This window comes from Nocardia sp. NBC_01730 (genome assembly GCF_035920445.1).
GTDB lineage: Bacteria > Actinomycetota > Actinomycetes > Mycobacteriales > Mycobacteriaceae > Nocardia.
Genome location: NZ_CP109162.1, coordinates 409,727 through 429,562, shown reverse-complemented (window position 1 = coordinate 429,562; position 19,836 = coordinate 409,727). Strand labels below are relative to the sequence as shown.

The window sequence follows — 19,836 nt, the reverse complement described above, 5'->3', positions numbered from 1 at the left end:
TACGAACCCCGCTGCCGCCCTTGCCGATTGACGCCCACGGTCACGATGGGAGAACAACCGTGTTCAGTCGTATCGTCTCGATGAAGATCCGCCCCGGCTCCCGCGCGGAGTTCCTCGCGGCCATATCCCGGAGCGCGGACGCCTCGGTCCGGACCGAGCCCGGATGCCTGCGCTTCGACATCTGCGCAGATCGGGTCGATCCGCACCGATTCTTCCTCTATCAGCTCTACACCGACGACGAGGCGGCGGAAGCACATCGTTTCACCGAGCATTTCCTCGCCTGGCGGGCAGCGGCGGACCAGTTCGTCGAGCCGGGTACGCAGATCGACTACAGCACGGACGTACTATTCGGGCGCGATTGAATTCGCTCTTCCGAGCAGTGCGTCCGGCAAACTCACGGATACGAAATGCGTGCTGCGAACATGCAGTCGACCGTGCAGATGTGCTTGCATCTGAAAGGTACGGCGAATTAAACTCAGTCCCGCAACGGTTTACAGGGGACAACAGGAGGCCGCGTGGGCGAGCCGAAGGCTGACGTCGCCGTGGGTTTGCTGCCGCCACACAACAGGGGCGCTCGAATGGAACAACCACTTTTCGGCGGTCGGCTCGGATCAGCCGACATCACACTGGCCGACCAGTCGGCGAACGGTAGAAGAATGAGCACAACGCCAGCCCGAAGCGGCCAGACCGATACCGCATTCTCGCGGGAAACTGCCGTGGCGTACGTTATAGATGCCGTCGAATCCACCGGTGCGGCGACGCGGCATGATTTCGATATCGACCGAATCGTCACCACCGTGCACGCGATGGCCGACGATTGGGATTTCGACACCTTGCAGCGCGCGACGTTCTGGCGGATCACCTCCAGCTTCATCAAGCTGTGATTCCGCCCCGCTGGCCGATGCCCAGCGGGGTGCCGAAACGCCTTGTGCCACAAGCACTGAGGAGTCGCGCCCAGCGCCTTTCGTATTCCAATATGCCACTGGCGCGGGCATCACCGCCTGACCGCCCGAGCCGCGGTCAGTTCGGTCTATGAGGCCGCCGGGGAAACACCATACGCCAGGCATCCGCCGCCGTTCAGGCGGCTGCTGCCTGGCGTGTTTTTCGTTCTGACCGATCGGCTCTGCGCCGCAGAAACCTCTCAGTGGACTCAGAGTCCGGCGGCATACCTATCGATGATCGCGATCGACTTCTCCGGACGCTCGGCCTGGACGCTGAGCCGGTCCATGACCGACAGGTACAGCGCAAGGTCCTGCCGGCGATCGAGGTACAGCGCGCTGGTCAGGTGCTCGAGATAAACGATGTCGGGCAGTTCCGGCTCGGCAAAACGCAAGATACTGAAGGAACTACCCGCCGCAGCGTGCGCGCCCGCGGAGTACGGCAGCACCTGGATTGTCACGTTCGGCAATTTGGCGAGCTTGCTCAGATGCTGCATCTGCTCACAGTGCACCGCCGCACCGCCGACCGGTCGATGCAACGCGGCTTCATCGATCACCGCCCAGACAATCGGCGGATCCGACCGGAACAGGATCTCCTGCCTGCGTTGCCGCACCGCGACCCGCCGATCCGTGTCGGCGTCCTCGTACCCGAGCGCCACGACCGCCCTGGCGTATTCGGGCGTTTGCAGCAGGCCGGGAACAAGATGCCCCTCGTAGGTGCGAATCTTGTTCGCAGCCTGTTCCAGACCGAGGTAGGTGCCGAACCACTGCGGCAGCAGGTCACTGTAGCGATGCCACCAGCCCGGCTCGTTCGCCTGCCTGGCCAGTTCGAGAAACGACTCGCGCTCCTCGGTGTCGAGTACTCCGTAGAGGGTCAGCAGGTCGCGGATGTCACGTTCCTTGAAACCGGTGCGGCCCAACTCGAGACGACTGATCTTGGCGTGCGAGCCCCGGATCGCGTCGCCCGCCGCCTCGCGGGTGATGCCCTTCTTCTCCCGGAGCTTGCGCAACTGACCCCCCAGTGCGATGCGTAGCACGGTCGGACCACGTTCCGTGACAACAGCTTGCACATGACCATCATCATCGGGTTCAGCGATCATCGAGTTCGTCTCCGATACTCCGGGGTTGCCCACAGTGTGTCACAACCACCTGTCGCGAAACACACCGCACCGACCGCCAATGCTACCGCTCAGCTAGTCAAATAGTCGAACTCTCCGGCCTTGGCGCCGCGGACGAACGCATCGATCTCCGGACGCGTATAGAGGAGCACGCCGCCCTCCGGATCACGCGAATTCCGCACTGCCACCTGACCATTGGCCGCCTCGGCGACCTCGACGCAGTTGCCGCTTGGATTGCTGAAGGAACTCTTGCGCCAAGCTCCGATGATCTTGTCCATGGATGTATCCGACATCTTCCCCACTCCTCGGTTACACGGTCAGCGGTTACACGGTCAGCAGATTCGTTCGTGCAGATGCACGCTCAAACGTTCTTGCATTTGCACCAACATCCGGACGATAGCACGAGGTTCACCCTTGCGCCCCTACTACTGCGAACCACTCGGCCGGGAATGTGAACCACGATCGGTTCGACACCGAAAACACGTGATCAGCTCGGCGATCCCACCCGCCCCTCGAACACGAATCTTGTACTGTCACAGTGCACATCGGATGTACCAGTCATTCGCGACACCCCGCAGCGTCCACCCGCACGGGCGTGCCGCCGACACGTTTCGCCTGAGGAGTCCTACCCATGCCCGACGACCACAGCCCCCTGATCCGGACAGACATTCCGCACTCCGCGCGGATCTGGAACTACTGGATGGGTGGCAAGGACTACTACGAAATCGATCGCGTCGCCGGAGACGCCGGCATCGGGGTCGACCCCGACATCACCACCATGGCAGTGCAGTCGCGCCAGTTCCTCATCCGTGCCGTGCGCTACCTCACGGGTGAGCAGGGCATCCGCCAGTACCTCGACATCGGCACCGGCCTACCCACTATGCAGAACACCCACGAGGTCGCCCAGAGCGTCGCGCCCGAGTCCAAGATCGTCTACGTGGACAACGACCCTTTGGTGCTCGCGCACGCGAGAGCGCTGCTGACCAGCACGACCCCGGAGGGCGTCACCACGTACGTCGACGCCGACTACCACGATCCCGAGCGAATCATCGCCGACGCCAAGAACGTCCTGAACTTCAACCAGCCGATCGGCGTCATGTTCATGGGCGTGCTCGGCCATGCCAAGACCTATGACGACCTGCTGCGGATCGTGCACACCGTGCTGGACGCGGTGCCCTCGGGCAGCTACCTCGTAATGTGGGACGGCACCGACGACAGCAAGGCCTACGTCACGCTGTGCGAGAACTACACCGGCACCGGAGGCGCTCCGTACGTCCCCCGTCCCCAGGCTCAGATCAAAGCAGTCTTCGACGGTCTGGAAATGGTGGAACCCGGCTTCGTGTCTCTTACCCAGTGGCGCGTCGGCGAGACCGAGGTGGGCGAGATCCTGCCGATCTCCGCCTACTGCGCGGTCGCCCGCAAGCCGTAAGCCCCGTAGACACCAAACCGCAAGCGCCACAGCGGCGGTCGTCGGTTCGAAACCGACGACCGCCGCTCCATTTTTCCCTCAACCGATCGTGCAGATGTACTTGCATCTGCAAGCAACAGAGGCATAGACTCGTACTCGAAATCGGGGAAGTACGCAGGGAGTTCGCGCCGGCGTCACCATCACATCGCACTCCCCGCCGCACGCAAACGCGAGGGGTAGTCGAATGAGCCAGCCATTCCTAGCTCCCCGCCGGGTCGCCGTCATCGACGGTGCCGGTGCCGAGCCCCTGCGCCAGCGCCTAGCTCCGGAACACCCGGTGTCCGATTGCGGATTCGAGCCACGCGGCCTCACCTACCGGCAGGCACGCGACATCCTCTACGCCCATGAGGTACACGGCCCGCAGTGCAGGCAGTGGCTGGCGGCCGCCGCTTACCTCTCGGCCGGACTGGACGACGAGTAGCCGTCCGAATCACTTGGTGCGCACGAATGTTCGCCGCAGCGTGAATCCTTCGCAGCACGACGTGCGGCCGAGGTGCCCCGCGCAGGGCACGTGGCCACCAGCAGGTCATTGCACAGAGCAGTAGGCCGCCAGCGATCTCGCCGATCACTCACCGTGCGCACGACCCTTTCGTATAGTTATCCGATCGACTCGGGCGCAGTTCTCTTCACGCCCGAGGTGGCATTGGAGCGAACTCGTAATGACCTTCTCCGCGTTGGATCTATCCACTGGTTCGTCCGACTCGATGCTCGAAATCGGCGGACAGCCAGCTTCGATGCCACTGCAGAACACTGATCGCGTGGCTTCGCGCATGGTCGGATACTTCGAGACCTGCGTGGCCCCCTGTCGCACACTGCCCGGCGAGCAATTGCGCGGGGACGTCACGAAACTCACCCGCGGCTGCCTCACCCTCGTTGCCGAGATGTTCGACCAGCGCACCGTGCCGGACGGCGAAAAGCTCGGCGCGGTGCGTGAATCCGCGACCCGATGGGCCCGCGAGGGCGTGCCGCTGAGCACCATCCTGCGTGCCTACCACGAAGGGGTGCGCATCGCGTTCGGCCTGGTGACCGCGCACGCCAAAGCCGACGACGTCGACGAAGTACTGATCGCCACCGATTTGATGCTCGAGCTACTGGAAGCGATCACCGCAGCGGTATCCGACGCCTATACCGACGAGCAGCACCTGGTCGCGAAGGAACATCAGACAGCGGCGCAGACACTGGCCTCGGCACTGCTGAGCGGGCGAGGAAGTTCGGCACTGGCCCGGCAGACAGGCATCCCGATTGCGGAGTCCTATCAGGTCGTCGCCCTCTCGATTCCAGAACATGCGGACGAGTGCGACCCACGGGTCGACGCGAATGTCGCCGCCCGCCGCAAGCTACGCAGACTACAGTCCGAGCTGGCAGCGGTGTTCGTTTCCCGCGCGCTGGCCCTGCTGAGCACCAAGGGCGGCACGCTCCTCATCCCGCTGGGCGCTGACGAGACCATCGTCAGCGCGGCGACGCTCGATCTGCTGGCCGAGGCCGCCGAGGTCCCGCTCACCGCGACCGCGGTGGCCGGCGACACCGATCACATTCCGGAATCGGCCGATCAGGCCCACGAGCTGCTCAACCTGGTCCAGGTCGGTGACAAACCACCCGGTCTCTACCAGATGTCGGATCTGGCGGTCGAATATCAGCTCACCCGCGGTGGCCCCGCGACCCTGCGGATCGCCACATTCCTCGATCCGCTCGAGGATCATCCCGAATTGTTCGACACCATGCGCGCCTATCTGGGCAACGACATGAACCGCCAGCTCACCGCGCGCCAGCTCTACGTGCACCCCAATACCGTCGACTACCGGCTGCGCCGCATCGCCCAGCTGACCTCGATCGATCTGGCGACCTCGGACGGCATCTCGCATGCGGCGATCGCGCTGCTGGCCCGCGATCTCGACCGCGCCGTCACCCGGCGGCTGGGACCGATACCCGCTCCGTGACCGATTTGTGGCCTGTAACGGATTCGTGCTGGTCACCGAACCGCGAACTTGCGATCCTGGAAGTGCCGCGACGTCTGGATGGTGAAATATGCGAATTTCGGAGATCCTACGCAGGAAGGGTAGCGACGTAGCCACCGTCGCGCCCGACACGACGGTACGCACGCTGCTCGCCGCGCTGGCCGATCGCAATATCGGCGCGGTGGTCGTCTCCCCCGACGGGAACACGATCGCAGGCATCGTCTCCGAGCGCGACGTGGTGCGCAGCTTGCACGCCCGCGGCGCCGCCCTGCTGGACACCCCGGTCACGGAGATAATGACCTCCGACGTGCGCACCTGTGCGCCAGACGACCCGGTCGACGGCCTGCGCCGCACCATGACCGAGCACCGCGTCCGGCATCTGCCCGTGGTACACGACGGCAGGCTGGTCGGCATCGTCAGTATCGGCGACGTGGTGAAGAGCGCGATCTCCGAACTGGCGACCGAACGCCAGGCTCTCGTCGAGTACGTGCAGGGCCGGTACTAGAACTCGCTGAGATTGCCCAAGTCGGCCGAAAGCCAGTGCTCCGGCCGCAGGTAGACTGCAACCTGCTCACCGTAGCTCTCGGCCGCCTTCAGATAGCCGTCGACCGATTCCGCGGCCAGGTACCGCGAGGCCATCTCGCGGTGCATCTCGTCGGTCATGGGGGTGATCCGGGTGACTGGACCTTCCACGCTCACGTATCGGATGGTTGGTTGCAACTGCTGCACCATGAGGGTGAACCGGCCGGTTTCCCGGATGTAGCGCATCTTCTGCGACTCGGGTCCGGTGAGCACCCACACCTCAGCGCCGGGGCCGTACTGGTACCAGATCGGGACGGTGAGCGGGCCTCGACCGGGGCCCGCGGACACCGACAGCGCCGCGATGTGCGGCTGCGCGAAGAACCTTTGACGCTCGTCCGAGGTTAGCGGCATAACACCCACGCTAGTGCCTGAAAGCCGTTGTCCACGACAAAACTTCGAAGTCCGTACCAAAAATGCGTATCGTTGGGGACGTCCAGTGATCCGGTGAAGGGAGCGTCACGGTGCGGTCCCCCGCCTCGAGATCGCAGGTCGCCATGCCGGAGGCTACGCGACTACCGGCGCCGGCACTCGCACCCGCCATGGTGCGCGCGCTGTTTCCCGCCTTGGCCGACACCACCGAGGTCTACCTGGACAGTGCCGCCACCACGCAGAAGCCGTTGCCGGTCATCGAGACCATCCACCGCTATCACAGCTCCCGCACCGCCAACGCGGGACGCGGCACCTACCCGTGGGCGACCGGTCTGTCCGCCGGGATCGCCCGCATCCGGGAGCGTACCGCCGCGTTCATCGGCGCCGAGCACCCCGACGAGGTGGTTTTCACCGGCGGTGCCACCGCCGCGCTCAACGCCGTCGCGCTGTCGTGGGGGCTGGCGGCCCTGGCCGACGGCGACGAAATCCTCTACAACGCACGCGATCACGCCTCGAACGTGCACCCGTGGCATCACCTGCGCGGGCTGCTCGCGCGGTTCGGGCGCCGCGTCGAGCTGATCCCCTATCGGGTGACCGGCGCGGGCGAGGCGGACACCGACGACATCCTGGCCAAGATCACGCCGCGGACCCGGCTGATCACGACCAGCCATCTGCACCACGTCTTCGGCGGCCTCACCACCCTGGAGGAGTTGCGCGGACGGATCGATCCCGCGATCCTGCTGTGCTTCGACTGCTCGCAGAGCGGCGGACACCTTCCGGTCGACGTGACCGAGCTCGACGCGGATTTCGCGATCTTCGCCGCACACAAGATGTTCGGCGCACCGGGAACCGGAGTGCTGTACTGCCGCAGGCGCGTGCACGACAGCCTCGTGCCGTTTCTGCCCGGCGGAAACTCCGGGGTGCGTCTCGGCACGGACGGACTGACGCCGCAGGCAATGCCCGACCTGCTGGAGGGCGGCACACACAACATCCCTGGCATCCTCGCACTCGGCAGCGCGCTGGAGGTGCTGGAATCGTTCGACGTCGGTGCGATCGCCGCGCACAACCGTGATTTGACGCTGCGCCTGATCGACGGCCTGCGACCGATCCCAGGGCTGGAGTTCCTGCCCGGCCCGGCGCACGCCGCCTGCGCTGTCGGCTACGGGATCGTCTCGTTCACGCTGAATGGCATCTCGGCGACCGACCTGGGATTTGTGTTGAGCGAGCTCGGCTTCCTGGTGCGCACCGGCGCGCACTGCACCCCCGCCGCGGGCGACGACACCGACTCGGTGCGGGTCAGCACGCACATCTACAACACCCTCGACGAAATCGGCCGCTTCACGGCCCACGTCAAGACGATTGCCGAGGAGGTCGCGTGACGATCGACATCCCCCGCTACGACCGGCGCGCCGCGTCCCGCGTGCTGGCCGGGCTGGCGCAGCCAGGGCTGTTCACCGCGCAGGTATCGCAGCCCGCGCCGCGCGGATTCGAATTCACCTGTGCCGCAGTGCGTCCCGAGCAGGATAGTCATCTTACCTACTCACAGCGGCTGTACCTGGAGCGATTCATGCGGCCGTGCCGGGCAGACCAGGTGACCAGCGCCACCCACCGGATCGCGTGGACCGACAGCGACGGCATCCCCAACACGGGACACTTCCGCTCCGATGGGCTCGGACCGCTGGTGCCGATCGCGATGCGCGAGACCGTGCTGGCACTGTGGCACGCTCTGGATGCGAATTCCGGTTTCGCCGATCGGGTTTCGGCGCTCGGTCCGCACGAGCACGCGGTGCTGGATGGCACGACCACCGATCGCGATCCGCTCGACATCTTCAGGGTGGGCATCGAGGCCGCCGGGCGCGTGCTGGCGCAGCACGCGCTGCTGGCCAGGCAGACCCCCTATCGCGGCGCCGCCGAGTTCGCCAGGGGCATCCATGATTCCGGACTGTTCGCCGCCGCGGCCACCCACTGGTTCTGGGAACTGCAAGCCTCGACCTACCGGCGCGGCATGATCCCGGTGACGCTCGTGGCGCAGCTCGACGGCACCGTCCGCTACTCGGCGGAGACGGTAGCGACGCTGCGCGCGATGAAGGACGCCACCATCGCCGACGCGCACACCGTCATGCGCCGCGCCACCACCATCGAGGGGCTCTCCGTTCAGGACGCGATCGCCAAGTACCACGACGACCTCGACCTGATCTCCCGCCAGTACGCGCTGCTACCCGCGGGCACCCACCCCTCCTGTCTCGCCGCCGTGCCACACCAGCTGAACGGTGAGCACTACAGCATCCTGCCTGTGGTGGTCGACCGGTTCGTCGCGACATTCACCGAGATCGCCGAGCGGTGCGAGGTCGTCGAGGTGAGCGCCGATCTCGACGAGGCGACCGCTGACCGCGCCGCCACCGCCGAGGACCAGGTGTTCTATGTGCCGGACATGACCTGCAAACACTGCGTCCGCACAATCGGCGGGGTGCTGGAATCGATGGACATCCGTGTCCTCGACATCGGCCTGACCAGCAAGCGAGTGGTCGCGGAGTTCCGCAGCCCGCGCAACCGGGCGCGGGCGTTCGAGGCCATCCGCGACGGCGGCTACAACCCGGTTGCCGAGCAGCACGAGACCGCGGCGCTGGGATCGGGCACGGAGCCATCGGATACCGCGGTATGACGTCGCCGTTCCCGGCGCTACCCGCGAAGCTCCATCCGCTGGTGCGCGCCTTCCTCGATACACCCGATGCCGTAGCCGCGACGCTGACTCGGTTCGGCTCCCCCGCGCACCTGATGTTTCCGCAAGTGTATGCGGAGAACCTGGCGAGTCTGCGCGCGGAGCTGGACCCGCGGTTGCCCCGGCACCGGATCTGCTACGCGCACAAGGTCAATCAGTCCCGCGCGTTGGTCCGGACCGCGGAGCACGCGGGTATCGCCATCGACGTGGCCTCGCCGTACGAGCTCGCCAGCGCCGTCGGCGCGGGGTTCGATCCGGCACGTATCGAGGTGACCGGACCGAAGGGGGAAGCCTTTCTGCGCGACCTCGTCGGCTGCGGGGCGACCGTCAACGTGGACAACCTGTGGGAACTGCGCCGGATCACCGAGCTCGCCGAGGAAGGCGCGCGTGTGCCCGTGTTGCTTCGGGTATCCGGTTTCGATGCGGGCCAGGTGAGCCGGTTCGGCGTGCCGCTCGCGCACCTCCCACAGGCAATCGACCTGCTTTCGGCGCAGCGTGGCCGAATCGCGTTCCTCGGCTTTGCCTTCCACCTCGACTCCGGCGACCTCGGCGAGCGGGTCCGTGCGATCGACGCCTGCCTCGCAGTGATCGAGCAGGCCTACGACTGCGGGCTCGCACCGTCGGTGCTCGACATCGGCGGTGGATTCCGTCAGGTGTTCACCGCCGACGCCGAGCGGTTCGACGCCTACGTGCTCGCACTGCGCGAATCACTGCTCTGCCGTGGCGAGCCGATGAGCTGGGGCAGCAACACCTTCGGCTACCACATCGCGGGCGGCGCCGTGCACGGCACACCGGTGTTCCACAAGTACGCCAACACCGTGCCCGCGAGCGGGATGCTCGCGGATCTGCTCGACGCGCCGCTGGAGCGCCATGGCGGGCGCACCGTGGCGCAGGTCGTGGGCGACAACCTGCTCGACCTATGGCTCGAGCCAGGTAAAGCGCTGGTCGATCACGCGGGCATTACAGTGGCCACGGTCGAGTTCGTCAAAGAGCTTGCCAACGGCACGGTGCTGGTGAACGTGGACCTCAGCCGCGATTCCGTGACCCCCGCCGACCAGGAGGTCATGGTCGATCCGATCGTCCTGCGCGGCGCGGCCGACGGACCCGCCCCGGCAGAATGTCCCGCCGCGTCCCACCCGGTGACCGAGTCCGGCCCGGTCGGCGTGTATTTTGCCGGACGGCTGTGCCTGGAGCGAGACCTGATCACCAATCACAAGGTGTGGCTGCCCGAACGGCCGCAGCCGGGCGATCTGGTCGTGTTCCCGAACACCGCCGCCTACCACATGGACTTGTCTGCGGCGTCGGCCTCGATGCACCCGCCGACAGCGAAACTCGCAGTCTCGCATCACGCGAGCGGTTTTCAAGTCGTCGGCGACACCGACTACGAGCCACACGTCCCCGCCGATCCGCCACCGCGTCCCGTCGTGCCGCATTCTCCCCACCGGCCTCCGAGGCCGGTCCGACCCGCCGAGGCTCCCTGATGCGCTACGAACACATCACCGAACTGATCGGCAATACGCCTTTGCTGCTCCTCGATCCCGCGGTGCACGGGCTGGCGAATGTCGAGCTCTATGCGAAACTGGAGTCGCACAATCCGTTCGGCTCGGTCAAGGACCGGGTGGCCTGGGGCATGCTCCGCGACGACCTGGATGAGATCCGCGCGAGCGCGCAGACACTCATCGAGGCCTCCAGCGGAAATACCGCCAAGGCGCTCCGCGTCCTGGGGGCCATGCGCGGCATCGGTTTGCGCGCGGTGACCAACCGAATCAAAGTGGCCGAGGTCCGCGATCTGCTGCAGCTGTTCGGCACCGAGATCGTGGAACTGCCCGGCCTCTCCGAATGCCCGGACCCCACCACACCGAACGACGTCTACTCGGTCATCGAGGCAACCATGGCTCAACAGCCCGGCACGTACCGCCACCTGTCCCAGTACACCAACGAGAAGAACGTCGAGGCACACCATCACGGCACCGGCCGGGAAATCCACGAAGACCTCGCCGCCGACGGCATCACCAGGGTCGACTACCTGATCGGCGGGCTCGGCACCACCGGGTCCACTCGAGGCGCCGCCACCTATCTGCGCAAGCACAATCCCGAATTGCGCACCGTCGCCGTGGTGTCCGAGCGGTCGGACTTCATTCCGGGCATCCGGTCGGAGAGCGAGATGTGGGATGTCGGATTGTTCCAACCCGACTTCTACGATCGGATCGTCACCGTGGCGGCGGGCGACGCCGTGGACGCGACGCTGCGGCTCGCAACGGGATACGGGGTGCTCGCCGGGCCGACCAGCGGTGCGAGCTATGTGGCGACACTGGAAATACTTGGTGCACTTCATCATTCGACGACCGAATCGAACGAGCCGATCGTCGCGGTATTCATCGTCTGCGACCGGCTCGAGCCGTACCTGTCGTATATCAAGAAGCGCAGGCCCGACCTGTTCGGCCGCACCGACCGCGAACCGGCGCCGACGCCGGCCGATCTGACCACTACGCCGGCACTGTCGCCCGAGCAGCTCGCCGAACTGGACCGGGTCGGCCGACCGACCATCGTCGACACCCGTGGCGCGATGGCCTACCGCATCGGCCACGTGCCCGGCGCGCTGAACATCCGCGACGACCAGCTCGACGACATGTTCACCCACGGCATCCCGTTCCCGCGGTCGCGCCCGGTGGTCTTCGTCTGCCCGGTGGGCGAGTTGTCGCTGCGTTTCGCCGCTCGAGCCCGGCATGCGGGATACGACGCCGCCAGCCTCGACGGCGGCATCGTCGCATGGCGTGACTCGGGCCTTCCCATGGAGCGCGGCTGAGTCAGGATCTGTCGCGGAACGTCGGCGGCGGTGAGGTCGCGTCGGCATGGGAGGCCAAGCATTATCGTTGGCCCGTGCAGACAGGTCAGGAATCAGAGGATGACGCGGGCCCGCGGATCTGGGGTGGAACGACACTCTCCGAGCGCAGGGAGGCGCGGCGAGCGGCGCTGCTGGAGGCCGCGCTCGATCTGATCGGCGAGGCGGGCGCGAGCGGGGTCACCATGCGCGCCGTGTGCCGTAAGGCGAACCTCACCGACCGCTATTTCTACGAGAGTTTCGCCAGCCGCGACGAACTGCTCGACGTGCTCTACCGTCGGATCGCCGACGAATTCCTGGAGCCGATGACGGTATTCGCCTCCACTGACGACCCGTCCCGTGACCGCAAGCTGTCGGAGATCCTGGTGGACAAGGTGCTCGCCGACCCGCGAAAGTCGCGACTGTTCCTGGTCGAACCGTATTCCAGCACCGGACTCGGCCAGACCACCATCGCGGTGATGCCGGTGTTCACCCGCATCATGCAGGACCATCTGTTCGGCCACATCGACGACCCGGTCAAGCGCAGGCTCGCCGCGGTGACGATGGCCAGCGGCAACGCCGGCATGTTCTCGGCATGGCTGAACGGCTCGCTGCGCGCCACCAGGGACCAGATCGTCGACCACTGCGTCGCGATGCTCACCGCGTATCGCTCGCTGTACCGCTCGTGACGGCACGCGCCCATCGAAGACCGTATCGAAAGGCGCTGTGCGAGAGGTAGGGTGGCGATCCGGGATCCAGCAGGAGAAGATCGTGGGATGACAGACCCTGTGGTGGGTTTGACAGGTAGGCTCACATCGCCGATCCGGGGCGCCGGGACGCTGGGTGAGGTCCTGGTCGCGATTCGAGGGGGAACCGAGCTGTACATCGCACAGGCCACCGAGCCGATTCCGGCAGGATCGGCCGTACTGGTCATCGCGGCCCATCCCGGGCGCGTCGTCGATGTCGTTCCATGGATTCCGCTCGGCCCGGATTCGCTCGAAGGAATCTGAAACAGTAAGGGAGACAGACGTGCTGGGTTATCACGTACCAGACCCGGACGAGGCGATGCTGGTCAGCGGCGGCAAAAGCCGCGACAACGCACCGTTCAAGGTGATCATCGGACGCGGCTCCTGGGTGATTCCCCTGTTCCGCAAGGTGCGGTACCTGTCGCTGGCGATGTTCGAGTCCGAGATCAAGGAGCGCTGCGTCACCAAGCAGGCGATCCAGCTGGACGTCCGCGCGGTGATCGCGTTCAAGGTCGCCAACGACACACAGTCCATCGTGAACGCGGCGCAGCGGTTCCTCTCCGAGCAGGAACGGGAGATGTCCGTGCTGACCGGCCGTATCTTCTCCGGGCACTTGCGCTCGATCGTCGGTTCGATGACGGTCGAGGAGATCATCCGGGAGCGCCAGAAGTTGGCCGACGAAGTGCTCGTCGCGTCGAAAGTGGAGATGAGCAATATCGGCCTGTGGGTCGATTCCTTCCAGATCCAGTCCATCGACGACGGGAACCTCGGCTATATCGCCGCACTCGCCGCGCCGCACAACGCTGCCGTGCAGCGCGACGCGCAGATCGCGCAGTCGCAGGCCGCACAGGCGGCGGCACAAGCCGAGCAGGAATCTCAGCGCAGGCAGGCGGAGTATCAGCGCGAGACGTCGATCCTGCGCGCGCAGTACCAGCGCGACATCGACAAGGCCAACGCCGAAGCTGCCCAGGCCGGTCCGCTCGCCGAGGCGATGGCGCTGCAGGAGGTGCTGACCGCTCAGGCCGAGCAGGCGCGCAAGGAGGCGGAGCTGCGCGAACAGCAGTTGCAGGCCGAGGTCGTGAAGCCCGCTCGGGCCGAGGCCGACCGGGTCCGCATCCTGGCAGAGGCGGAGGCCGACCGCACCAGGATCCAGGCCGCGGCGGCCGCGTCGAACAACCGGATCGCGCTGGACCAGTTGTTGATCGAACAACTTCCGGAGATCGTCAAGCAGGCCTCGACCGGGTTGGCGAACGCGAATCTCACTGTGCTCAACGGTCCCGACGGAGTGGGTGAACTGGTGAACGGAATGGTCGGTCAGGGACTGACTGTTTTCAATTCATTGCAAAAGGCGCTTTCCTCCAACGCCGGCGAAAATGCGGGTTAAAGTGGCCGAGTAGCGTCAGAGGATGAGGAGTGGGTGTTGGTGTCCATCGGGAAATTGGTGTCGTTCGACAGCTCTCGGGGATTCGGGTTCATTCGGCCGGAAGACGGTGGGCCGGATGTGTTCGTCCACGTCAACGACATCGGTCTGGACGAGGACGAGTTGCGCCAGGGACGGGTGTTCGAATTCGACATGACCGAAGGCGACCGCGGACCGAAGGCGGTCAATCTCAGTGCGGTCGGCGGCCAGCCCGCTCCTCCGCCACCCCGGCACAAGGGAAAGGACAAACCGAGTTCCGGGCAGCTCACCGTGGTCGAACACAAGCGCCTGATCACCGAGTTGCTCCTGGAGGCGAGCCCCGCGCTCACCGCAGGTGAGATCCTCACCATCCGCGATCGGCTCACCGCCTTCGCCGACGAGCGCGGCTGGTTGGAGAACTGAGCCGACGGCCACGGGCGTAACGCGCCCGAAGTCCACGATCTTGTCGGGGCCGCCGCCTACGATCGAGCCGAAGCCGCGCCACGTACCGATGAGTTTGCGCCGCGCGCGACGTCGGTACGGGTGAGGATCGACCCGAGGAGGATCGCGTGGACCTACCGGTGCTGCCACCCGTACGGCCGATGCTAGCCAAATCCGCGTCCACGGTGCCGCGCGAGCCGGGCCTGAGCTACGAACCCAAGTGGGACGGCTTCCGCTGCATCGTGTTCCGGGACGGCGACGAGGTGGAACTCGGCTCGCGCAACGATCGTCCGCTGACCAGGTACTTTCCCGAGGTTGCCGAACTACTGAAGCAGGCGCTGCCGGACAAGTGCGTGGTGGACGGCGAGATCGTGGTGGTCACCGAGCACGGACTCGACTTCGACACCCTGCAGAACCGCCTGCACCCGGCCGCCTCCCGGGTGAACAAGCTGGCCGTAGAGACGCCCGCCAGCTTCGTCGCCTTCGACCTGCTCGCGCTCGGCGACCAGGATCTGACCGCTGCGCCGTTCACCGAACGCAGGCGGCTGCTGGAGACGATCCTGGACACCGAACTCGCCCGCGTCCATCTGACGCCGCTCACGCACGACCCCGACGTCGCCGAGGACTGGTTCACCCGATTCGAGGGTGCCGGATTCGACGGCGTCGTGGTCAAGTCCGACGAGTTGGCCTACCTGCAGGACAAGCGGGTGATGGTCAAGGTCAAGCACGAGCGCACCGCCGACTGCGTGGTGGCGGGCTTCCGCTGGCACAAGGACGGCCTCGGTGTCGGTTCGCTACTGCTCGGGCTCTTCGACGACGAGGGCACCCTGCACCACGTAGGTGTGGCCAGCAGTTTCACCGCGGCGCGGCGTAAAGACCTGGTCGAGGAACTGGCTCCGCTGCGGGGGAATGCACTGGACGAGCACCCGTGGCGGGACTGGGCCGACGCCGCGGCGCAGGCCAAGGCCGACGGCAAGATGCCTGGCGGAGTGAGCCGCTGGACCGGAGGCAAGGACCTGTCCTGGGAAGCGCTGCGACCGGAACTGGTCGCCGAGGTTCGCTACGAGCATGTGCAGTCGGGCCGGCTGCGGCACGGCGGCAGGCTGGTGCGCTTCCGCCCCGACCGAACGCCGGAATCGTGCACCTACGCCCAGCTCGACGAAGTCGCGCCCGCGGAACTGGGTGCCCTCTTCGGCGAAAGCGCGGCGCGATGAGCGAGTCGATAGATGTCGAGGTCGACGGCAGAACCGTCACGATCAGCAATCCTGGCAAGGTGTATTTCACCAAGCGCGGCGAGACGAAACTGGACCTGGTGCGGTACTACCAGGCAATCGCCGAACCGTTTCTGGATGTGGTCGGTGGGCGGCCCCTGCTGCTGGAGCGTTATCCCGACGGCGCGTCCGGCAAATCATGGTTTCAGAAGCGGGTGCCGAAATCCGCGCCGGACTGGCTGCACACCGTAGAGGTTTCCACGCCGAACGGCACCACCAGCGACGCGCTCGTCGCACACGATCTCGCGCACATCCTGTGGGCCGTGAACCAAGGCTGCCTCGGATTCCATGTCTGGCCCAATCGCGCCGACAACCTCGAGATCGCCGATGAACTGCGCATCGATCTCGATCCTTCGCCGGGCATCACCTTCCAGGATCTCCAGCACGCCGCCGTACTCACCAGAGAATTGTTCACCGAGCTCGGCATCGAATCGCGGATCAAGACCTCCGGTTCCCGCGGATTGCACATCTACGTTGCGCTGGAGCCGAGGTGGGACGGCTACCAGGTGCGAGCGGCCGCGGTCGCGCTGGCCCGCGAACTGGAGCGCAGGCACCCGGAGGAGATCACCGCGCACTGGTGGAAGGAGGAGCGCGGCAATCGGGTCTTCGTCGACTTCAACCAGAATGCCCCGCACAAAACGGTTTTCGGCGCCTGGTGCGTACGGCCGAAGGTAGGTGCACAGGTATCCACGCCGATCACCTGGTCCGACCTGGATTCCGTGGTACCCGACGAGCTGACCATCGCCACTGTGCCCCAGCGCTACGCCGAACTCGGCGACCCGTGGGCCTACCGCGAACCGCAGTCCATCGCCCCCCTGCTGGAGCTGTCCGAACGCGACATGGCCGCGGGTCTGATGGACGCCCCCTGGCCGCCCCAGTACCCGAAGATGCCCAATGAGCCGCCCCGCGTCCAGCCGAGCCGCGCCAGGAAGGCCGAATAGCGTTACCCGTCGATATCGAGCGTCGGGTCGACGGCTATTCGGTCCACAGGATCCAGGTGCCGCTGCGGCCGCTGACTTCGCAGACCAGGGCGCGGCCGTCGAACGTGCGGCCGGTCTTCGCGCCGGTGGCGTCGCATTTCGATCCGGCCTGCTGCACGGCGGTCGCCACGGTGTGCGGGCCGGACCACTGATAGCCACCGCTGGTGGTGGTCAGGCAGAGGAGGGTGCCGCCGTCGGCGGCAGAGCCGATCTGGCCCAACTGGGCCTCGGTGCACGATGAGCCCTTGGTGACGGGGCCCTGGCCGGCCGCCGGTGGGGTCGTGAGCGTTGGGCTGGGTGCGACGGTCGTCGGGCTCGCCACGGGGCGCTCGACGGTCACGGGCGCCGACGCGACGGATGTCGGGGCGAGTGCGGCCTGGCGGTTCATCACGTCCGACAGCCAGTTGCCGGACAGCAGCACGAATCCAGCCAGTGCGGTCACCTCCGCGACGCCGATCAACAGCGCGAACATCGCCATGACGCGCCCGCGGGGATGGCTGAAGGCGATGAACCCGAACACGAGGGCGACCGGGAACAGACCGACCAGCGCGGCGACCAGCGCGACAATTGCGTACGGATTGACGATCGGCGGAATTTCCACGCGTAGTCGCCCGGTCCTGCGGCGGCTGGGCACCTGCTCTGGCCTGCGTTCGTCCTCCTCCTCCGGCCAGCGACCGTCGACTTCCGGCTCCGCCCACCGCTCATCCGGCTTCGCTTGCGGCCAGCGGTCCGTCTCGAGTCGTTCTGCCCGTGCCATCAAGGTCCTTTCGTACACCACACCGCGCAGGAACCTCGGACTGCCCGGACCCGCCCCGATATACCGACACAGAATAAGTGGCGAAACGCGAACAGAGGATCTGAAATATCGAATTTTCGTGATTGGGCCGTGATATTGCACACATACCGCAGGTATGGATCGCGACGCCGGCCTGGACCGTTACTGATGCCGGGTCCGCTTCATCGGCTTTTCCCGGGTCGCTGCGGTCGCGACCACAGCGATGTGGACCGCGAGCGTCGGCGTGCCCGGTCGTCGGCCCCCGGCCTCACCGTCGCCGATCCACCTTCGGCAGCGATTCGGTGACCAAGGTCAGCAACATGTCGGATAGCAATTCGTGCACCTGCTCCCGGGTGAGTGTGCCGCGGGTGATCCATTCGCGCCCGGCGACCTTGACCAGCCCGCCGTACGCGCGGACCATCGCGCGCAATTCGGTACCGTGCGCCGAACCGGCGAGCCCGACCATAAGCAGCAGACGCTCGGCCGCGGCGTCGTCGGCTTCGTCGAGGATCTGCTGTACCTCGGGGTCGTCACCGACGCCCTCGTGGCTGGTGACCTTCACCCAGGTGCTGCCGTGCTCGGCGATGGTATCCAGCAGCCAGTGCACACTGGCATCGACGCGCTCACGCGCGGCGCCGGTGGGCACGATCATGTTGTCGAGCTTGGGCAGTGTCACCATTCGACGCACCACCGCCAAATAGAGATCGCGCTTGTTGCCGAAGTAGTGGTTGATCAGGCCGCGGGCCACCCCGGCCCGCTGCGCCAGCTCGGCGGTCGACACCGCCGCGTACGGCCGCTCACCGAACATGTCGATCGCGCGGGCGAGGATCTGCGCGCGCCGCTCGTCGGGTTCGAGTCGACGGCGGCGCGGCAGCGCCGGGTCGGCGCCGCCGTCCGCGGTCTCGCTTCTGGTGTCAGAGAGACCGGGCAATGAGATCCTTCATCACCTCGTTGCTGCCCGCGAGGATGCGCAGGACGCGGGCGCCGGTGTAGAGCTGCGAAATCGGGTACTCCGTCATGTAGCCGTAGCCGCCGAACAGTTGCAGGCAGCGGTCAACAACGATACCGAGCTGGTCGGTAAGCCAGTACTTCGACATGGCAGCCGTGGGAATATCGAGTTCGCCACGCAGATGCCTGCCGATGCAGTCGTCCAGGAAGGTGCGAGAGACCTTCGCGATGGTCGCGCACTCGGCGAGTTCGAATTTGGTGTTCTGCATGGCGAACAGCGGCTTGCCGAACACTTCGCGGCCCTTGGTGTAGTCCACGGTGAGCTGCACGGACTTCTCCATCATTGCGACCGCGATGATCGCGGTGACCAGGCGCTCCTGCGCGAGAAGCTGCATCATCTGGTAGAAGCCCTGCCCCTCGGCCGCACCGAGCAGGTTGGACGCGGGCACACGTAGACCGTCGAAGAACAGCTCGGCGGTGTCCTGGGCCTTGCCTCCGATCTTGTTCAAAATGCGCCCGCGCTGGAAACCCGGGGTGTCGTCGCCGACTTCCGCGAAAATCAGCGAGACACCCGCCGCGCCTTTGGTCGGGTCGGTCTTAGCGGCGATGATGATGCCGTCACAGAGCCAGCCGTTGGTGATGAAGATCTTCGAGCCGGTGATCACGTACTCGTCGCCCTCGCGCACCGCGCGGGTCTTGATGTTCTGCAGGTCCGAACCGGTGCCCGGTTCGGTCATGCCGATGGACAGCACCATCTCGCCGGTGGCCGCCCTGGGGAGCACGCGCCGCTTGAGCTCTTCGGAGCCGAACTCGTGGAGGTACGGCGCGATGATCGCGCTGTGCACGGGCATGCCCATCGACCCGTCGCCTGCACGGGACTGCTCCTCGATGATCGCGGCCTCGTGCGCGAACGTGCCTCCTCCACCGCCGTATTCGGCCGGGATCGCGGTGCAGAGCAGACCTAGTTCGCCCGCCCGGTTGTACAGCACGCGGTCGGGATGCCCCTGGGCGACGAACTTCTCCTCATGCGGGACGACCTCCTTCTCGAAGAAGGTTCTCGCCAGGTCGCGTACCGCCTCGACCTCGTCGTCACTCCACGCCATGCGTGCCATCGCTCGATCCTTCGCTCGCTCCGGTCCGATCCTGTCGCCGGCTCCGCTTTTAGATTCCCCGACTATTGGCGGACCGTCAATAGTGCGGTACGCGTCGGTCCGGAGGGGATACTCTCGGCAACACGGCGTCGGTTCGTGCACGGACAACCGGAGCGAAGATCGCACTGACGCCATCGCGGCATCGGACGGTGTGC

General features: G+C 66.0%; 22 protein-coding genes. 16 read left to right on the top strand and 6 right to left on the bottom strand.

Annotated features, from left to right (window positions below):
* Positions 1-59: 59 nt before the first annotated feature.
* Together OHB12_RS02025 and OHB12_RS02020 are read left to right on the top strand one after the other, a co-directional pair.
* Entirely contained in the window at positions 60-362 is a 303-nt protein-coding gene (locus OHB12_RS02025; RefSeq protein ID WP_043690427.1) for a putative quinol monooxygenase, read from the top strand.
* 294 nt (positions 363-656) lie between these two features.
* Positions 657-884: a hypothetical protein gene (locus OHB12_RS02020; protein ID WP_327115596.1), complete on the top strand. Its 228-nt coding sequence runs from the start codon at positions 657-659 to the stop codon at positions 882-884.
* A gap of 266 nt (positions 885-1,150) precedes the next feature.
* Here OHB12_RS02020 and OHB12_RS02015 read toward each other — a convergent pair whose 3' ends face one another.
* Both OHB12_RS02015 and OHB12_RS02010 read right to left on the bottom strand, forming a co-directional pair.
* Positions 1,151-2,038 carry a helix-turn-helix domain-containing protein gene (locus OHB12_RS02015; protein ID WP_327115595.1) on the bottom strand — a complete coding sequence of 296 codons (888 nt, stop codon included), beginning with the start codon at positions 2,036-2,038 and terminating at the stop codon, positions 1,151-1,153.
* Positions 2,039-2,127: 89 nt separating this feature from the next.
* On the bottom strand, positions 2,128-2,349 hold the full coding sequence (locus tag OHB12_RS02010; RefSeq protein WP_327115593.1) for a DUF397 domain-containing protein: 222 nt from the start codon (positions 2,347-2,349) through the stop codon (positions 2,128-2,130).
* A gap of 338 nt (positions 2,350-2,687) precedes the next feature.
* Between OHB12_RS02010 and OHB12_RS02005 the strand changes: the two genes are divergently transcribed.
* From OHB12_RS02005 to OHB12_RS01990, 4 genes are all read left to right on the top strand, one after another.
* Positions 2,688-3,485 carry an SAM-dependent methyltransferase gene (locus OHB12_RS02005; RefSeq protein ID WP_327115591.1) on the top strand — a complete coding sequence of 266 codons (798 nt, stop codon included), beginning with the start codon at positions 2,688-2,690 and terminating at the stop codon, positions 3,483-3,485.
* 223 nt (positions 3,486-3,708) lie between these two features.
* Positions 3,709-3,945, top strand: coding sequence for a hypothetical protein (locus OHB12_RS02000; protein WP_327115589.1), 237 nt, complete (start codon positions 3,709-3,711; stop codon positions 3,943-3,945).
* A gap of 337 nt (positions 3,946-4,282) precedes the next feature.
* Positions 4,283-5,461, top strand: a complete 1,179-nt coding sequence (locus OHB12_RS01995) for a PucR family transcriptional regulator (RefSeq protein WP_327115587.1) — start codon at positions 4,283-4,285, stop codon at positions 5,459-5,461.
* Between the two features lie 88 nt (positions 5,462-5,549).
* A complete protein-coding gene (locus OHB12_RS01990) occupies positions 5,550-5,984 on the top strand; it encodes a CBS domain-containing protein (RefSeq protein ID WP_327115586.1) in 435 nt (144 codons plus the stop codon).
* Here OHB12_RS01990 and OHB12_RS01985 read toward each other — a convergent pair.
* Positions 5,981-6,412 (bottom strand): pyridoxamine 5'-phosphate oxidase family protein, encoded by a 432-nt coding sequence (locus OHB12_RS01985; RefSeq protein ID WP_327115585.1) that lies wholly within the window; start codon positions 6,410-6,412, stop codon positions 5,981-5,983. The two genes, OHB12_RS01990 and OHB12_RS01985, sit on opposite strands and share 4 nt — an antisense overlap.
* Positions 6,413-6,555: 143 nt before the next feature.
* Here OHB12_RS01985 and OHB12_RS01980 point away from each other — a divergent pair, with 143 nt between their 5' ends.
* From OHB12_RS01980 to ligD, 10 genes are all read left to right on the top strand, one after another.
* Entirely contained in the window at positions 6,556-7,809 is a 1,254-nt protein-coding gene (locus tag OHB12_RS01980; protein ID WP_327115584.1) for an aminotransferase class V-fold PLP-dependent enzyme, read from the top strand.
* Positions 7,806-9,092, top strand: coding sequence for a heavy-metal-associated domain-containing protein (locus OHB12_RS01975; RefSeq protein WP_327115583.1), 1,287 nt, complete (start codon positions 7,806-7,808; stop codon positions 9,090-9,092). Before OHB12_RS01980 ends, OHB12_RS01975 begins: the two co-directional genes overlap by 4 nt.
* Positions 9,089-10,630, top strand: a complete 1,542-nt coding sequence (locus OHB12_RS01970; protein ID WP_327115582.1) for a decarboxylase — start codon at positions 9,089-9,091, stop codon at positions 10,628-10,630. The genes OHB12_RS01975 and OHB12_RS01970 overlap by 4 nt, the downstream gene beginning before the upstream one ends.
* The gene (locus OHB12_RS01965) at positions 10,630-11,955 is read left to right on the top strand and encodes a pyridoxal-phosphate dependent enzyme (protein WP_327115581.1); all 1,326 of its coding nucleotides are present in this window, start codon (positions 10,630-10,632) and stop codon (positions 11,953-11,955) included. The genes OHB12_RS01970 and OHB12_RS01965 overlap by 1 nt, the downstream gene beginning before the upstream one ends.
* Positions 11,956-12,029: 74 nt before the next feature.
* Positions 12,030-12,659, top strand: a complete 630-nt coding sequence (locus OHB12_RS01960) for a TetR/AcrR family transcriptional regulator (RefSeq protein ID WP_327115580.1) — start codon at positions 12,030-12,032, stop codon at positions 12,657-12,659.
* Between the two features lie 87 nt (positions 12,660-12,746).
* The gene (locus OHB12_RS01955; RefSeq protein WP_327115579.1) at positions 12,747-12,980 is read left to right on the top strand and encodes a hypothetical protein; all 234 of its coding nucleotides are present in this window, start codon (positions 12,747-12,749) and stop codon (positions 12,978-12,980) included.
* A 19-nt stretch (positions 12,981-12,999) separates the two neighbouring features.
* Positions 13,000-14,100: an SPFH domain-containing protein gene (locus OHB12_RS01950; protein WP_327115578.1), complete on the top strand. Its 1,101-nt coding sequence runs from the start codon at positions 13,000-13,002 to the stop codon at positions 14,098-14,100.
* A 39-nt stretch (positions 14,101-14,139) separates the two neighbouring features.
* A complete protein-coding gene (locus OHB12_RS01945; RefSeq protein ID WP_442799940.1) occupies positions 14,140-14,538 on the top strand; it encodes a cold-shock protein in 399 nt (132 codons plus the stop codon).
* A gap of 146 nt (positions 14,539-14,684) precedes the next feature.
* Positions 14,685-15,770, top strand: coding sequence for an ATP-dependent DNA ligase (locus OHB12_RS01940; protein ID WP_327115576.1), 1,086 nt, complete (start codon positions 14,685-14,687; stop codon positions 15,768-15,770).
* On the top strand, positions 15,767-16,768 hold the full coding sequence (gene ligD, locus OHB12_RS01935; RefSeq protein WP_327115574.1) for a non-homologous end-joining DNA ligase: 1,002 nt from the start codon (positions 15,767-15,769) through the stop codon (positions 16,766-16,768). The genes OHB12_RS01940 and ligD overlap by 4 nt, the downstream gene beginning before the upstream one ends.
* Before the next feature lie 34 nt (positions 16,769-16,802).
* On the opposite strand, the gene OHB12_RS01930 is transcribed toward ligD, so the two are convergent.
* From OHB12_RS01930 to OHB12_RS01920, 3 genes are all read right to left on the bottom strand, one after another.
* Positions 16,803-17,564 (bottom strand): DUF4190 domain-containing protein, encoded by a 762-nt coding sequence (locus tag OHB12_RS01930; protein ID WP_327115572.1) that lies wholly within the window; start codon positions 17,562-17,564, stop codon positions 16,803-16,805.
* A 286-nt stretch (positions 17,565-17,850) separates the two neighbouring features.
* Positions 17,851-18,513, bottom strand: coding sequence for a TetR/AcrR family transcriptional regulator (locus tag OHB12_RS01925; RefSeq protein WP_327115570.1), 663 nt, complete (start codon positions 18,511-18,513; stop codon positions 17,851-17,853).
* Positions 18,497-19,642 (bottom strand): acyl-CoA dehydrogenase family protein, encoded by a 1,146-nt coding sequence (locus OHB12_RS01920; protein WP_327120839.1) that lies wholly within the window; start codon positions 19,640-19,642, stop codon positions 18,497-18,499. Before OHB12_RS01920 ends, OHB12_RS01925 begins: the two co-directional genes overlap by 17 nt.
* Positions 19,643-19,836 lie beyond the last annotated feature (194 nt).

Excerpts from the sequence above, each read along its gene's own strand:
- OHB12_RS01920 (WP_327120839.1), bottom strand. The coding sequence starts at position 19,642 with ATGGCACGCATGGCGTGGAGTGACGACGAGGTCGAGGCGGTACGCGAC.
- OHB12_RS02020 (WP_327115596.1), top strand. The coding sequence starts at position 657 with ATGAGCACAACGCCAGCCCGAAGCGGCCAGACCGATACCGCATTCTCG.
- OHB12_RS01955 (WP_327115579.1), top strand. The coding sequence starts at position 12,747 with ATGACAGACCCTGTGGTGGGTTTGACAGGTAGGCTCACATCGCCGATC.
- ligD (WP_327115574.1), top strand. The coding sequence starts at position 15,767 with ATGAGCGAGTCGATAGATGTCGAGGTCGACGGCAGAACCGTCACGATC.
- OHB12_RS02010 (WP_327115593.1), bottom strand. The coding sequence starts at position 2,349 with ATGTCGGATACATCCATGGACAAGATCATCGGAGCTTGGCGCAAGAGT.
- OHB12_RS02005 (WP_327115591.1), top strand. The coding sequence starts at position 2,688 with ATGCCCGACGACCACAGCCCCCTGATCCGGACAGACATTCCGCACTCC.
- OHB12_RS01930 (WP_327115572.1), bottom strand. The coding sequence starts at position 17,564 with ATGGCACGGGCAGAACGACTCGAGACGGACCGCTGGCCGCAAGCGAAG.
- OHB12_RS01990 (WP_327115586.1), top strand. The coding sequence starts at position 5,550 with ATGCGAATTTCGGAGATCCTACGCAGGAAGGGTAGCGACGTAGCCACC.
- OHB12_RS01980 (WP_327115584.1), top strand. The coding sequence starts at position 6,556 with ATGCCGGAGGCTACGCGACTACCGGCGCCGGCACTCGCACCCGCCATG.
- OHB12_RS02015 (WP_327115595.1), bottom strand. The coding sequence starts at position 2,038 with ATGATCGCTGAACCCGATGATGATGGTCATGTGCAAGCTGTTGTCACG.
- OHB12_RS01965 (WP_327115581.1), top strand. The coding sequence starts at position 10,630 with ATGCGCTACGAACACATCACCGAACTGATCGGCAATACGCCTTTGCTG.
- OHB12_RS01985 (WP_327115585.1), bottom strand. The coding sequence starts at position 6,412 with ATGCCGCTAACCTCGGACGAGCGTCAAAGGTTCTTCGCGCAGCCGCAC.
- OHB12_RS01970 (WP_327115582.1), top strand. The coding sequence starts at position 9,089 with ATGACGTCGCCGTTCCCGGCGCTACCCGCGAAGCTCCATCCGCTGGTG.
- OHB12_RS02000 (WP_327115589.1), top strand. The coding sequence starts at position 3,709 with ATGAGCCAGCCATTCCTAGCTCCCCGCCGGGTCGCCGTCATCGACGGT.